Source organism: Vibrio sp. 10N.261.46.E11 (assembly GCF_041472735.1).
Taxonomy (GTDB): Bacteria; Pseudomonadota; Gammaproteobacteria; order Enterobacterales; family Vibrionaceae; genus Vibrio.
In genome coordinates this window covers 45665-60634 of the sequence record NZ_JBFRQW010000039.1, presented here as the reverse complement: position 1 = coordinate 60634, position 14970 = coordinate 45665, and the positions used below count along the sequence as shown (strand labels likewise).

The 14970-nt window shown below is 44.5% G+C and carries 15 protein-coding genes; 9 read left to right on the top strand and 6 right to left on the bottom strand.

Annotation, left to right across the window (positions count from 1 at the left end):
- The first annotated feature begins 313 nt into the window (after positions 1 to 313).
- The 3 genes from map to AB4407_RS12730 all read left to right on the top strand — a co-directional run bounded on the left by map (position 314) and on the right by AB4407_RS12730 (position 4542).
- Positions 314 to 1192 (top strand): type I methionyl aminopeptidase, encoded by an 879-nt coding sequence (gene map, locus AB4407_RS12740; protein WP_372120806.1) that lies wholly within the window; start codon positions 314 to 316, stop codon positions 1190 to 1192.
- A gap of 139 nt (positions 1193 to 1331) precedes the next feature.
- Complete coding sequence (gene glnD / locus AB4407_RS12735; protein WP_372120805.1) at positions 1332 to 3953, top strand: bifunctional uridylyltransferase/uridylyl-removing protein GlnD; 2622 nt, start codon at positions 1332 to 1334, stop codon at positions 3951 to 3953.
- A gap of 205 nt (positions 3954 to 4158) precedes the next feature.
- The gene (locus tag AB4407_RS12730) at positions 4159 to 4542 is read left to right on the top strand and encodes a DUF3461 family protein (RefSeq protein ID WP_004734354.1); all 384 of its coding nucleotides are present in this window, start codon (positions 4159 to 4161) and stop codon (positions 4540 to 4542) included.
- Positions 4543 to 4701: 159 nt separating this feature from the next.
- On the opposite strand, the gene truC is transcribed toward AB4407_RS12730, so the two are convergent.
- Positions 4702 to 5451 (bottom strand): tRNA pseudouridine(65) synthase TruC, encoded by a 750-nt coding sequence (truC, locus tag AB4407_RS12725; RefSeq protein WP_372120804.1) that lies wholly within the window; start codon positions 5449 to 5451, stop codon positions 4702 to 4704.
- On the bottom strand, positions 5451 to 5765 hold the full coding sequence (locus AB4407_RS12720; RefSeq protein ID WP_048661214.1) for a YqcC family protein: 315 nt from the start codon (positions 5763 to 5765) through the stop codon (positions 5451 to 5453). Before AB4407_RS12720 ends, truC begins: the two co-directional genes overlap by 1 nt.
- Positions 5766 to 5852: 87 nt before the next feature.
- Here AB4407_RS12720 and AB4407_RS12715 point away from each other — a divergent pair, with 87 nt between their 5' ends.
- Together AB4407_RS12715 and AB4407_RS12710 are read left to right on the top strand one after the other, a co-directional pair.
- Entirely contained in the window at positions 5853 to 6893 is a 1041-nt protein-coding gene (locus tag AB4407_RS12715; protein WP_372120803.1) for a DUF3549 family protein, read from the top strand.
- 87 nt (positions 6894 to 6980) lie between these two features.
- Positions 6981 to 7289 (top strand): DUF3301 domain-containing protein, encoded by a 309-nt coding sequence (locus AB4407_RS12710; protein ID WP_102467008.1) that lies wholly within the window; start codon positions 6981 to 6983, stop codon positions 7287 to 7289.
- On the opposite strand, the gene AB4407_RS12705 is transcribed toward AB4407_RS12710, so the two are convergent.
- Positions 7255 to 7773: a GNAT family N-acetyltransferase gene (locus tag AB4407_RS12705; protein ID WP_372120802.1), complete on the bottom strand. Its 519-nt coding sequence runs from the start codon at positions 7771 to 7773 to the stop codon at positions 7255 to 7257. The two genes, AB4407_RS12710 and AB4407_RS12705, sit on opposite strands and share 35 nt — an antisense overlap.
- A gap of 785 nt (positions 7774 to 8558) precedes the next feature.
- On the opposite strand from AB4407_RS12705, the gene AB4407_RS12700 reads away from it, so the two are divergent.
- On the top strand, positions 8559 to 8846 hold the full coding sequence (locus AB4407_RS12700) for a hypothetical protein (protein WP_372120801.1): 288 nt from the start codon (positions 8559 to 8561) through the stop codon (positions 8844 to 8846).
- A 22-nt stretch (positions 8847 to 8868) separates the two neighbouring features.
- A complete protein-coding gene (locus AB4407_RS12695) occupies positions 8869 to 9312 on the top strand; it encodes a YaiI/YqxD family protein (RefSeq protein WP_017630780.1) in 444 nt (147 codons plus the stop codon).
- A gap of 341 nt (positions 9313 to 9653) precedes the next feature.
- Here AB4407_RS12695 and AB4407_RS12690 read toward each other — a convergent pair whose 3' ends face one another.
- From AB4407_RS12690 to AB4407_RS12680, 3 genes are all read right to left on the bottom strand, one after another.
- The gene (locus AB4407_RS12690; RefSeq protein WP_372120800.1) at positions 9654 to 11240 is read right to left on the bottom strand and encodes an AbgT family transporter; all 1587 of its coding nucleotides are present in this window, start codon (positions 11238 to 11240) and stop codon (positions 9654 to 9656) included.
- Between the two features lie 386 nt (positions 11241 to 11626).
- On the bottom strand, positions 11627 to 11752 hold the full coding sequence (gene ykgO, locus AB4407_RS12685) for a type B 50S ribosomal protein L36 (protein WP_010436457.1): 126 nt from the start codon (positions 11750 to 11752) through the stop codon (positions 11627 to 11629).
- Position 11753: 1 nt separating this feature from the next.
- On the bottom strand, positions 11754 to 12014 hold the full coding sequence (locus AB4407_RS12680; RefSeq protein WP_004734366.1) for a type B 50S ribosomal protein L31: 261 nt from the start codon (positions 12012 to 12014) through the stop codon (positions 11754 to 11756).
- A gap of 124 nt (positions 12015 to 12138) precedes the next feature.
- On the opposite strand from AB4407_RS12680, the gene tsaA reads away from it, so the two are divergent.
- Entirely contained in the window at positions 12139 to 12834 is a 696-nt protein-coding gene (tsaA, locus tag AB4407_RS12675; RefSeq protein ID WP_372120799.1) for a tRNA (N6-threonylcarbamoyladenosine(37)-N6)-methyltransferase TrmO, read from the top strand.
- Positions 12835 to 12935: 101 nt separating this feature from the next.
- Positions 12936 to 14651, top strand: a complete 1716-nt coding sequence (locus AB4407_RS12670; RefSeq protein ID WP_372120798.1) for a proline--tRNA ligase — start codon at positions 12936 to 12938, stop codon at positions 14649 to 14651.
- Positions 14652 to 14970: the final 319 nt, after the last annotated feature.

Sequence of the window (14970 nt, the reverse complement as noted above, 5' to 3'; positions counted from 1 at the left end):
GGACACGAAGCTTGTTTCGCCAATTGGAGAAAACAGTCCTGATGTCCGGCGCGCTTTATACCATATTTTGTCTATCTATGGCTAGAAAAAAATCCAAAAATGGCGACTGCTATACTGTAGCCTATTAGCGGATTTCACCGATAACTCGCGGCCTAATCAAATCGGTTCAGCATCGTCTTACAGCGCAATATCGGCTTAAGTTAAGTAGTATCCACCAGCATTGTATGGATATGGGAATGTTGCGCTAAAATGCTGCACTGATAGAATAGCCCCAATATGCACACTTAGGTGCTACCAAATTAAGAGATATGCAATGGCTGTAAAAATTAAAACTGCTGAAGAAATTGAAAAAATGCGCGTCGCCGGCAAGCTGGCTTCTGAAATTTTAGAGATGATTGAACCTCACATCCAAGTGGGTACAACGACAGAAGAGCTTAACCAAATCTGTCACGAGTACGCTCTAGAGAGAGGCGCATACTCAGCACCACTTGATTACCATGGTTTCCCTAAGTCTATTTGTACGTCTATCAACCACATCGTGTGTCACGGTATTCCAGCATCACAAGATGAGATGGGTAGCACAGGTCAATTCAAACCTGCAGTATTGAAAGATGGCGATATTCTAAACGTTGACATCACTGTGATTGTTCCTGATGACGAAAATGCAGACCTAAGCACTCGTCCGCAGGGTTACCATGGTGACACATCTAAAATGTTCCTTGTGGGTGAAGTTTCACCAGCAAACAAACGTCTATGCATGGTTGCTCAAGAAGCACTTTACGAAGGCATGCGTCAGGTTAAACCAGGCGTTCAACTTGGCCAAGTTGGTACTGCTATCGAGAAGTACATCAAGACAAACAACAAGAATAACCCACGCGCTAAGTTCTCTATTGTAAAAGATTACTGTGGTCACGGCATTGGTTCTGAGTTCCACGAAGATCCACAAGTCGTTCACTACAAAAACAGCGATCGCACAGTGCTAAAAGCAGGCATGTGTTTCACAATCGAGCCAATGATCAATGCTGGTAAATTTGGTTGCCGTCTAGATGACGAAGATAGCTGGACAGTGTACACAGCTGACAGCAAGAACTCGGCTCAGTGGGAACACACACTGGTAGTGACAGATACAGGTTGTGAAGTACTAACACTACGCAGCGATGATACGATTCCACGTATTATGAAGAACGCTTAGTTCAACAAACTGAACACCTCAGACTTTTGAAAATATCCTCGCATTGCCGAGGATATTTTTTTATCCGCTCAATTTCGATTTTGCATCAGCTTCTGTTAAATTGTTTACTATTCTCATTTGCTTGCACGGATAGCAGACTATGCCTTATCAATGCCCTATTACGTTCAATGACGAACAACTTGAAATCTGCGAATTAAAAAATCAGCTCGAAATCTTCACGCAATATCAAAAGAGCGAATTTCTAAATCATCATCCAGTTACCGATTTGGTTCTGCTGCGCTCCGAATACATGGATTTGCTTCTCAATCGTTTATGGGAACATTTCGGATTTAGCAAACTGCCACATATCGCACTGGTCGCAGTAGGCGGCTATGGCCGTGGTGAACTACACCCTTTATCCGACATTGATATTCTCATCGTCTCGCAAAAAACTCTGCCACCAGCACTAGGTGAGAAAGTCAGTCAATTCATCACCCTACTGTGGGATTTGAAGTTAGAAGTCGGCCACGCAGTCCGTACCATTGCCGAGTGTCTTGAGATCGGCATCGATGATTTAACCGTTGCGACCAACTTGCAAGAGTCACGTTTACTATGCGGAAGCGAAGATACCTTTCAAGAGCTAAAGCTTAAGATTCACTCCGATTCATTTTGGCCAAGTGAGACCTTCTACAAGGCGAAAATTCAAGAACAGAGAGAGCGTCACGCTCGTTATCACGACACGACTTACAATCTAGAACCGGATATCAAATCAACTCCGGGTGGGCTCAGAGACATCCACACCCTAAGTTGGGTAGCACGTAGACATTTTGGTGCCACGTCTCTACTAGAGATGAGCAAATACGGATTTCTTACCGATGCTGAATATCGTGAACTCGTGGAGTGCCAAGATTTCTTATGGCGAGTTCGTTTTGCACTGCACATAGAACTGCGCCGTTATGACAACCGCCTTACGTTTGCTCATCAAGCTCAAGTCGCTGAACATTTGGGTTATACCGGTGAAGGCAATCGTGGTGTCGAGATGATGATGAAGGAGTTCTACCGAACACTTCGTCGTGTAGCTGAGCTCAACAAGATGCTGCTTAAGCTGTTTGACCAAGCAATCATTAACGGTGGTCAAACACAAGAAGCCGAGATTCTCGACAATGATTTCCAGCGCCGTGGTTCACTGATCGAAGCGCGTAAGCCTGCTCTATTCCAAGCGAGACCAGAAACGATTCTCGATATGTTTATCCATATCGCGAATGACTCGACGATCGAAGGGGTAAGCCCACCAACATTACGACAACTGCGAACGGCGCGTCGCCGATTGAACCGCTTCCTGCATACCATTCCTGAAGCTCGTGACAAGTTCATGGATTTAGTTCGCCACCCCAACGCACTGCACAAAGCGTTTAGCTTGATGCATAAACTGGGCGTGCTATCGGCGTACTTACCACAATGGAGCCAAATTGTCGGCCAAATGCAGTTTGATCTGTTCCACGTTTACACCGTGGATGAACACAGCATTCGCCTGCTCAAGCACATCAACCGCTTTAGCCAAGTAGAGAACCACGACAAACACCCAATTTGTTGTGAAGTGTACCCTCGAGTTCAGAAAAAAGAACTCCTGATCCTCGCCGCAATCTTCCACGACATCGGAAAAGGCCGTGGTGGAGACCACTCGGAAATCGGCGCCGTTGAAGCTTACTCTTTCTGTATTGAACATGGGCTATCGAAACCTGAAGCCAAACAAGTTGCGTGGCTAGTACAAAACCACCTGTTAATGTCAGTGACCGCTCAGCGCCGTGATATCTACGATCCGGATGTGATTACCGAATTCGCCAAAAAAGTTCGCGATGAAGAGTCACTTGAGCTGCTGGTTTGCTTAACTGTCGCTGATATCTGTGCAACCAACCCTGAGCTATGGAACAGCTGGAAACGTACCCTACTCGCAGAGCTATTCCATTCTACGCAGCGAGCACTGCGTCGCGGCTTGGAAAACCCCGTCGATGTCAGAGACCGTATTCGTCACAATCAACAAATGGCATCTGCACTGCTGCGTAAAGAAGGTTTCTCCGCTCGTGAAATTGAAGTGTTGTGGCAGCGTTTTAAAGCTGACTATTTTTTGCGTCATACACACACTCAAATTGCTTGGCACTGTGAGCACCTACTTCGCTTAGAAGATCCGAGCCAACCTTTAGTACTTATCAGCAAAAAAGCAACACGAGGTGGTACAGAGGTATTCGTATACTGTAAAGACCAAGCGGCACTTTTCGCAACCGTTGTTGCCGAGCTCGACAGACGTAACTTTAACGTTCACGACGCACAGGTCATGGTCAGCAAAGATGGTCACGTTTTGGATACCTTTATCGTACTTGATCAGCATGGTGAAGCGATAGATGAAGCAAGACACAAAGCCGTTGCCAAACATCTAACTCATGTTCTGGCTGATGGCCGTCCAACTAAGATTAGGACACGTCGCACGCCTCGAAACTTGCAGCATTTCAAGGTAAAAACTCGGGTTGAGTTCCTACCCACTAAAAGCAAGAAGCGCACCTTGATGGAGTTAAGAGCTCTTGATACACCGGGGTTGTTGGCTCAAGTCGGTGCAACCTTTGCAGAATTAGACATCAATTTGCACGGCGCTAAAATTACCACCATCGGCGAACGTGCAGAAGATTTGTTTATTCTGACCAGTGACGCGGGAGGAAGGTTGTCTGAAGAACAAGAACAAGCCTTAAGAGAAAGATTAACCGAGCACGTTTCAGAACTCGCACCCTAGAAAGCTAATTTAGAGCTAGAAGTAAGTTGTGACTAGGAAACAAGTTTAGCTCTAGGAGCTGCTTTAATAGCCAAATAAGTGTGGGCAAAGATAGAGAGCGATCTTGCCCACAACTTACAATCAATTCACAGATATCAACTATCTAGCTCGTCGTTAGGCTGCTACATTGATCAAGTCAATTACATTCATAACCTAGAGGTCGCTTATGTATCCAAACCTCACTGGCTTAGGTATCCACGAACCTAAACAGATTGAACGTTACTCCCTTCGCCAAGAAGCGCACAAAGATATCCTGAAGATTTACTTTCGTAAGCAGAAAGGTGAACTGTTCGCGAAAAGCGTTAAGTTTAAGTACCCACGACAAGTAAAAAGTGTGCTTGTTAGCGGCGGCAATAATCAATACAAAGAAGTGACTGAGATTAACCGCAATCTCACTCTTGTGATTGATGAACTCAACAAGATCACCAAACCGACGCCAACGGCTGAGGTGGATGTGAAGCAGAAGATCCTTACTGACTTACGCCATCTAGAAAAAGTGGTCTCAAGCAAGATCGCAGAGATCGAAGCCGATCTAGAAAAACTTAAATGATCCCGCGATTAACTGTTAGCGATTAACGATTAACTAACCTACATTAGTTATGCCGTTAAGGTCGCACAGATACAAAAAGGGCTGATATCACTATCAGCCCTTTGTTTTTATTATATTTTTCTTTTCACTTAGACTCGCGATTGCTTAAATACGCGTGACTTACTTCGACAAGCAAGTTTGAGCATCGATTAAGTTGGCGTCCCACTCAAAAGTTTCAAACAACCTTAACCACGTTTCATCTAAGTTCGCCTTCATCACCAATTCTTCTTTAGTGAAAGGATGAATGAAGCGCAATTCAGAAGCATGCAGCAACAGACGGTGTGAGTCTAAATCATCACGGAACAGTCGGTTATGCTTACCATCACCATGTGAAGTATCGCCCACGATTGGGTGTCTTAGATGAGCCATGTGACGACGCAGCTGATGTTTACGTCCTGTCTTTGGCATCATCTCAACTAAGCAATAACGACTGGTAGGAAAACGGCCTGTTGAATACGGCACTTCGACTTTCGCTAACGGCTCGTAAACAGTGACGGCTTCTTGTGGTTCTTTATCTTCTTTCGCGAACTTGTCGGCGATCTTATCCAATTCAACCTTAAGCGCATAATCGAGCGTATCGCCCTCTTCTATCCACCCACGCACAATCGCATGATAGGTTTTTTGCATCTCGTGGTTGGCGAACATCGGCATCACCTCTGAGGCAACCTCACTCGACAGTGCGAACACCAATACGCCAGACGTTGGACGGTCTAAGCGATGCAGAGGAAATACGTGCTGACCAATTTGGTCGCGCAGAATCTGCATCACAAACTGAGTCTCGTGTTTATCCAACCATGAGCGATGCACTAGCATACCCGCAGGCTTATTCACCGCGACAAAATACTCATCTTGATAAATGATCTCTAACATTACGCGCATACCTCATCAATGCTCTGAATCGTCACTAGCAGTTCAGCCTTGTCTGCCTCATTTTTCCAAACTTCACCAAAATAAGGATGGATAGCAAAGCCCTTCGGTAGGAGCATTTTCGCATCCATCATTGCGTTGATCTTAACGATAAAGATCCACTGCAACCACTCTTCCGGTTGTAACGAATCAATCGCGAAAGGTTCAACACTGGCCAGAGCTTCGTCCGAAGGTGGAACATCACTCCACAGCGAACATTGGCGCATTTGTTGTTCTAATTGTTGAAGTAAAGGAGGTAACTTTGTGGCAGCTGTCATTTTTCACCAAGTTATTTATCTAGTGACCTTGAAATTGGGGAATAGAGTACCATCTATTTAGGAAAGAAAGTTAGGAGCTTTATTACTATGGAAACGATTCACACGCTCACTCAGTTACTCAAGAATAGCGGTTGCCAATACGACATCTACGACCTAGGTCGTCGTATCCAGAAAATCGACAACACCCTATTCTCTGATGTTGAGCAGGGGAAACAGCCATACCCATTTCCACTTCAGAAACAAGCTCACTTAGCGATTAGCTACTGGAACGAACACAAGCAACCTTGGATCTGGTTTCTAAAATTCAAACTGGACGAAAGAGGTCTATTACATCAAGGTGATGTCGGCAACTTCCTTAAATTTGTTATCGAAGCAATGGGCACACGTCTAAACGGTGAGATCAGCGAAGAGCAACAACAAAAGCTGTCTAACAACCCATACACGTTCAAGCCTTCAGAAGACAAGATGGCCGTGTTCCATAGCCAAGTAAGAGCAGGTTTAGACCTTGCAACGAGCCAATATTACGAGCACGCTCAGCATTACTTCACTGGTGAGCTTGGCTGGGATAACTGGAAAACGGTTGGCTTACAAGGCATCACAGATATGTGTGCTCGCCTAGGCAGCCAACAAAACGGTGTCGCGATTCGTAAAGCATTGAACAAACTACCATCAGAACCTCTATACGCAACACTAGGGGCGCTTGAGCACACGCAAATCAATGACAAGCTGGCTCAACGCTTACAAGAGATGGCCGAAAATGAGATTAATAGCCAAGAGCCGGATCTGTTCTTGCTGTCTGCGTTGGTTCGTGCCCTTTCTGGTGCAGAACCAAGCACAACGAATGCCGTAATTAACCAAGTTCTGGCGAGCCCACGCTTAAGTCACCAAGAAGTGTTAATTGGTTTGGCTGGTCGAAGCTGGCACGCACTGCAAGATCCTGCGATTGCTGAGCAATTCTTGCTGCGCCTGGCACAAACAGGTAACCAAAACTTGTTCAATCAGTTATTTGCAGATTTAGTGATGATTCCAACTCTGAGAATGGTATTTTTACCGCTACTGAACTCAAATCCATCACCAGAACTTGCAAACGCACTGGTCGAACTGCAGCAAGCGACTAAAGCTAAATAAGTTCACAAAGAGACTCACTCTGTAGTCCATCAAAATGCGCAACTATCACAATTGGAATGAAGAGATAAAAAAGGAAGTATGGATTAAATGATAGATAACTTATTGGCTATTTTGTTTCTGTGCTTCTTTTGCTTTCTGTTTTGGCAGCAGCGCAGGCAATCAGAGCTTGCGAAAGCTGCCATTGCGAGAAAGTGTAAAGAGCTCGACCTGCAATTATTAAGTGTCGCCTTCAACGGTCATAAACTTAAGATGCGCCATGAACTCACGACCATTTGGCGCTGGCATACTGTGTACCATTTTGAATTTTCGGCGTTAGGTGATGACCTGTACCAAGGAAAACTGACCATGGTCGGTTTCCGCTCTATGCGGTTTGAGCTACAGCCTCATAGAATGTAACGTCGCAATACTCGGTATAACGATATTCATGGTAAGGGCCAAACTGATCTTGTTTGGTCTCTTTAAATGCAAAACCTAATTTTTCTAATAGCTTAATGGATGGGTTGTGTCCAACATTCACAGTCGCAACAACATTCGTTAAACGCTCTTCAAAGCGCACCAAACTAAAGAAAGGTTTCAGTACCTCACTAGCAAAACCTTGATTCCAGTATTCTTTATCCAAAATAAAGCCAAGTTCATGCTTACCCTTTTCCGATGAAACAAAGACATGCCCAAGATATTCACGGGTCTGGTTATGGATAATGGCACGACAAAAACCGACGTTGTCGTTCAGTATTTCTTGAAAAAGGTGCTTCGCAGAGGCGACAGAGTGAGGCCCATTCATTTCGGCACGATTAATGGGGCAGCAATTTAACTTGATAAAGTCGAGTTGTAGCTGTTCAGTATAAGGTACCAACAGCGTTCTTGAGGTTGCTATCGTCATAAAACACTCCTTGTGTTGACCATTAGCAGAAAAGCCGATGTTGCGCTCTTAAATGAAGAAGCTCTTAGTTAAAGACGCTCTAGATTTAAAAGAGTCTCCTAGATAGAGAAAAGCCTCAGGAAAAGAAAAGCCCCGACACCGAAGTGTCAGGGCTAGGGTCTTACTCGCAGCAGTCCGGCTACTAATTAATGCTCCATGCATCATCCATAATAGTGGCTGTAATCCTTCAGCTCTTTCCTTTACTTCGCCGTCCTAGCGGTGTCCAATCATCCTGAAAGCTAACAATCCTAGTTAGCGCACATCACTTGTTCCGTGAGCGGTGTCCTTTACATCGTCCTGATGCTAATCCAACCCTTTAATCCTAAAGGTGTCCATTGTCATTCCGTTGCAGCTAACTTCCTGTTAACTGACTGTATCCCTACAATGTCCTTACGCTCCATGCTTGATCACTCAATCCTAAGTAACCAAATCTTCATCCTGAAGATAACCAAATCCTTGGTGCTTTCCTGTTCCGTGTCAGAATCCTTCCGACAAGGTTTAATTTACGCGATTTAGGATTTCGGACAATAGATTTGCATCACACTTTGAATTCAGCCGAGTTGTTAATTATATAAAACAATTAAAATTCAACAATTTAACCATATGCATATCAATCTCTCTAGACAACTATTCGTGTTATCTCACAGCCTTTGTAAGAGATCTCTCACACGCTATGGGATGTTTTATGATTCGCTATCATCCACCAGAGCGAGTAAAATGACCAAAGGCAAAAAATGGAGGTCAACATGCTAACAAAAGATGTTTCTGAAGAGTTGAAATCGGTGCTTGAAGGACTGCAAGCACAAGGCAAAGAACCGACTGTTGCGTTAGTGAAAGCTCGCATGAGTACTTCGGTACCAATGCCTGCTTTAATCACTACAATCAAGAGTTGGAAAAGTGCGAATCGCGTTCCTAAAGTTGAAGTCGCGACACCAGACGAGCCAGCACTAGATCGTGTTAGCCAACTGGAAAAACAAATTCTTGAACTGACTGCTCGCGTAACTACGCTTGAAGCTAAGTTATTACATAAATAGGCTAACAGAGAAATAGAGCACTATGAAGATATGGGTTGATGCGGACGCTTGTCCCAAGGTTATTCGAGAAACCATCGTACGCGCAGCTGAGCGAACAGGTGTTGAATGCACCTTCATCGCAAACCACGTTGTTCCTGTACCAAAACGAGTGAACATCCATTCGATTCAAGTACCAAGCGGCTTCGATATCGCCGACAACGAAATAGTAAAGCGAACGGAAAAAGGCGACCTTGTCATTACCTCAGACATCCCTCTGGCAGACGAAGTGATCACCAAAGGCGCATTGGCGCTGAGCTCTCGCGGTGAGCTTTACACCAAAGAGACCATTAAAGCGCGTCTCAACATTCGTGACTTTATGGAAACCATGCGCTCAAGTGGCATCCAAACGGGCGGACCAAGTACCCTTTCTCAAACCGACCGTCGCGAGTTTGCCAACCACCTAGATCGCCTGCTAGCAAAGCGTTAATCATTAGGGCGTGTTGAGGGTGATTTGTCTAGAATGACTAGGCCACTTCCCCCTCACCCACGATTAAAGCGCTTTTATATCGAACGAAATTTAGTCACACAAGGTCAACACACGAAACATTGATATTCGCTCATCACCATGACCGCGAACCTGTTGATATGAGTGCCGACATACTCCGTTCTTGTTACTTTAACGGGGTATTGATGGCTCTTCGAATAACTATCTCATTCCTTTTAAGCTACCCAACTCGCAGTAAGTGATGACTACAACATAACCTCGACCAAAAAAAACCTGCACGAGGCAGGCTTTCAAATAAAACAATATCAATATTACTAACGTTACTACGGCGTGTAGTACGTTGCAGCACCAGGGCCTACTGGAAGACCAAATACAAATACCCATAGGTAGAACAATACGCTCCAACCAACCATAAAGCAGATTGAGTATGGAAGCATCGTTGCGATCAGAGTACCAATACCTAGGTTCTTCATGTAACGAGTCGCTACGGCAAGGATAAGACCGAAGTAGCTCATCATTGGTGTGATGATATTCGTTGTTGAATCACCGATACGGTAAGCCGCTTGAATCGTTTCAGGAGCGTAGCCAACTAGCATTAGCATAGGTACGAAGATAGGTGCAGTAACAGCCCACTGTGCTGATGCAGAACCAATCATTAGGTTAATGAAGCCACACATTAGGATGAATGCAAAGAACAACATTGGACCTGTTAGACCGATATCTTGTAGGAAGCTAGCACCGCCAACAGCGATTACTTGACCAAAGTTAGTCCACTTAAAGAAAGCAACGAACTGTGCAGCGAAGAATACAAGAACAATGTACATGCCCATTGAAGACATAGACGTAGCCATCGCATTAATCACATCACGGTCGTTCTTCATTGAACCAGTAACTTTACCGTAAACAAAACCCGGAATTGCGAAGAATACGAAGATAAACGCTACGATACTTTTCAGGAATGGAGAGCCTGAAACTGTACCAGATGCTGAACGTAGAACACCGTCTTCAGGAACAATTGTCCATGCAAGAAGGGCACTTACAGCAAGAACTGCGATACCAGCAAGCTTAAGACCTTTCTTCTCAACAGCCGTTAGTTTACCCATCGAGTCGTTAGATAGATCTTCTGATGCTTCTTCGTCGTTGTATTTACCCAGTTTAGGTTCAACAATCTTCTCCGTTACAAATGCACCAGTAATCGCGATGAAGAAAGTAGAAACAAACATGAAGTACCAGTTTGACTCAGGACCAACCGTGTAAGACGGGTCTATCATCTGTGCCGCTGTCTCTGTAATACCAGAAAGCAGTGGGTCAACAGTACCGATAAGTAAGTTTGCAGAGTAACCACCTGACACACCAGCGAATGCCGCAGCAAGACCAGCAAGAGGATGACGACCTAAAGAATGGAAAAGCATTGCTGCTAGTGGAATAAGTACCACATAGCCAAGCTCTGATGCTGTGTTAGAGATAATACCTGCAAACACAACCGTTACTGTAACCATGCGCTTAGAAGCACCCATTACCATGCCGCGCATTGCAGCAGATAGTAGACCTGAGTGTTCAGCAATCGCCACACCAAGCATAGCAACAAGTACAGTACCTAGTGGAGCAAAACCAACAAAGTTCTTAACTAAGTTAGTCACAATAAGTTGTAGACCTTCTGCATTAAGCAGACTTACAACGTGGATCATGCCGTCAGCAGCACGACCTTTAGCACCTTCTGGTCGAGGGTCCATAACAGACACTTCGAAGTAACCAGCAATACCTGAAGTAACGAGAATTGCTAAGCAGAAGATTGCGAAAAGAGTGATTGGGTGGGGTAATAGGTTCCCCAAATATTCAACGCCATCTAAAAAGCGAGTAAAAATAGGTTTTTTAGGCGAATTGTTTTTTATTGAAGCTGATGAACTCATCAGTTCCCTCCTTGTAGTGATTCCTGTGCAATTGTGACAAAGATGTTTAAATTGCCCGCGCAGATTACTCGACAAAAGGGTCAATTAGAAATCGTAAATGTTACAAAATGTGTAACAAACCATTCCTTTAACCTAATAAAAACAAAAATTTAGCAAATAACTCCAACTATGAGATAAAAGTTAGGTTTATAATTGGTATAGATACATTCATTCGGTTTATACCAAAACCTGTAAGTTATTGATAAAGTGATAAATAAGAAACACCGTACGCTAAGTGAGCACCTGCTCTCCTGCAAAACCCCTCTCGAAGGAAAAGAAAAACAGACAAATGAATGAAGTTTGACTTTCCCCTCGTTTTTACACTCGTGTCACATCAATTTGACTGACTATTTTTGAACCGCTTTGAATCTCGGGTTGGATTTACAGATGACATAGTGACGGCCTCTGCGCTTTACTATTTGGCAATCTGGATGACGGCTTTTCGCACTTTTAAGTGATTTTACAACTTTCATTCTATTTCGCTCCCTTACCTAATTGACCAAAGCGACGAGTAAAGTTAGCAACACGTCCCTCTTTATGTAGCACTCGCTGTTTACCCGTATAGAAAGGGTGCGACTTTGCAGACACTTCAATCGTGAAATAAGGGTAAGTATTGCCATCTTCCCATTCGATAGTACGTTCTGTTTTCAACGTTGAGCCAATCAAGAAGTACTCATCAACACTGGTGTCGTGGAACACCACTGTGCGGTAGTCAGGGTGGATATTCGGTTTCATTGTATTTCCCTAAATAATTAAATTGATACGTTATAACATCCCAAATGATAATTATTATCAAAAGAAAAACAAGCGATTTTATGATATTTTTCCGCCATAGATCGTAATTAGAGAACGTCCGCTCATGTACTCCATTGAACCTGTTGGCTTTATTGAGTCTCCTTATAAAGAGAAGTTCGCTGTGCCAAGACAGCCTAGGTTAGTACCCACTTCTACCTCAAGAGTCAGGCTAGTTGAAGCAGCGAACTGCCTTGAGTCTGTTCGTGAGATTGAACAATTTAGCCATGTGTGGTTGTTGTTTTTGTTCGATAAAAACCTTGAAGCAGGATGGAAACCAACCGTGAGGCCACCTCGCCTTGGCGGGAATGAACGTATTGGTGTATTCGCGTCTCGTGCCACTTTTAGGCCGAATGGAATTGGCATGTCTGCGGTTGAACTCAAAGGTGTATCTCAAGAAAAGGGACAAACTTGGTTGGACTTGGGCAGTGTTGATCTCGTTGACGGCACGCCGATCATCGACATCAAACCTTATATCCCCTACTCTGATTCGATTCCCGATGCACTAGGAGGGTTTGCCGCCGATGAACCTGAAGTGTTAGAAGTGAACTTCTCGCAACAAGCCCAAAGTAAGCTGTCTGGTCACCCTCAGGCGCGCCATATCATTCAGGTGATCAAAGAAGTGCTAGGCCAAGATCCACGCCCCGCCTATAAGAAAGGTAAGCCAGACAGTAAAGAATATGCGGTAAATTTGTTCGATCTTAACGTGAAATTCGTTGTTGAAACGCTTTTCATCAATGTTACCGACATTGAACGCTTTTGAGATCCCAAATAGGCTGATATTATATGCGGCTATATCAGATTTGCTGTTGTCATTAACCGCAGCAAGTTTTCTTTTATCAATGATGAAACGGATACCATAGAATGCGTACCAGTAACTACCTTCTTTCTACTCTGAAAGAGACTCCAAACGACGCAGAAGTTATCAGCCACCAGCTGATGCTACGTGCAGGTATGATCCGTAAGCTAGCTTCAGGTTTATATACTTGGCTACCTACTGGTCTACGTGTACTGCGTAAAGTCGAAAATATCGTTCGCCAAGAGATCGATAATGCAGGTGCCGTTGAAATCTTGATGCCCGTAGTTCAACCATTTGAGCTTTGGGAAGAGACTGGCCGTTCTGAAAAGATGGGCCCTGAGCTACTTCGTTTTACAGACCGTCACTCTCGTCCGTTCGTTCTTAGCCCAACAGCTGAAGAAGTTGTGACGAGCCTAGTACGTAACGAGATCAGCTCTTACAAACAGCTACCTCTAAACCTGTACCAAATTCAGACTAAATTCCGTGATGAACGCCGCCCTCGTTTTGGCGTAATGCGTGCACGTGAATTCTCTATGATGGATGCGTACAGCTTCGATATCGACAAAGAAGGCTTAGAAAAGTCTTACCAAGCGATGCACGATGCTTACTGTAAAGCATTCGACCGCATGGGCCTTGAGTACCGTCCAGTATTGGCGGACTCTGGCGCAATCGGCGGCAGCGGCTCTCAAGAGTTCCACGTTCTTGCTGAAAGCGGCGAAGACCTAATCGCATTCTCTTCAGAATCTGATTACGCAGCGAACATCGAGAAAGCAGAAGCACTTGCTCCAACGACTGAAGCGGCAGCGCCAACTCAAGAGATGGAACTGGTTGATACGCCAAACGCAAAAACAATCGCAGAACTTGTAGAGCAACACGGTCTAGCAATCGAGAAGACAATTAAGACTCTATTCGTTAAAGCTTCTGATGAAGTAGACGCTGATATCATCGCGCTAATCATCCGTGGCGACCACGAGCTTAACGAAGTGAAAGCAGAGAACCTTCCACAGGTTGCTGCTCCGCTAGAGATGGCTTCTGAAGAAGAAATCCGTGCACTTGTTGGTGCAGGTCCTGGTTCACTTGGCCCTGTTGGCTTAGAACTGCCATTCATCGTTGACCGCTCTGTTGCTGTAATGAGTGACTTCGGCGCTGGCGCAAACGTAGATGGTAAGCACTACTTCGGTATTAACTGGGGTCGTGACGTTGAGCTTGCTCAAGTTGAAGACCTACGTAACGTTGTTGAAGGCGACCTTAGCCCATGTGGTCAAGGTACTATCCAGCTTAAGCGCGGTATCGAAGTTGGTCACATCTTCCAACTGGGTAATACTTACTCTAAAGCAATGAACTGTAACGTGCTTGGTCCTGATGGTAAGAGCGTAATCCTAGAAATGGGTTGTTACGGTATCGGTGTTTCACGTGTTGTTGCATCTGCTATCGAGCAAAACCATGATAAATTCGGTATCACTTGGCCAGACGCACTAGCGCCGTTCCAAGTTGCTATCGTACCAATGAACATGCACAAATCTGAGCGCGTTAAAGAAGCCGCTGAGAAGCTATACGCTGAATTAACAGCTATGGGTATCGAAGTACTATTCGATGACCGTAAAGAGCGCCCAGGGGTTATGTTTAAAGATATCGAGCTAGTGGGTATTCCTCACACTATCGTTATCGGCGATCGCAGCATGGATGAAGGCAACTTCGAATACAAAAACCGTCGTACTGGTGATAAAGAAGCAATCGCTATGGATACGGTTATCGAGCACCTTAAGGCTCAACTAGCTTAGTCGCTTAATCGCTTAATCGCCTAGCTGCTTAATCGCATAGTGATGAAGTAACTGAGTCTGCCTGTATTGGCTAGATAATCGGTTACTAGATAAATATTGGAAGGCTTCCATTTAGGAGGCCTTTTTTGTACCTGTCGTTTCTCTTCAAAACTCCCTTCTATTTATCACCAGAGTAAATAACGTAAGTTAATCCCCTGTTCATCTTCAAGTCCGTATATTGGTGTCATCAACTTTTTATACCAATCATAGTAAATAACTGGTCACCCTAGCTGGTTAAAACGCTCGATAACTGTGTTAGAATTTTTGATTGTAGAATAAC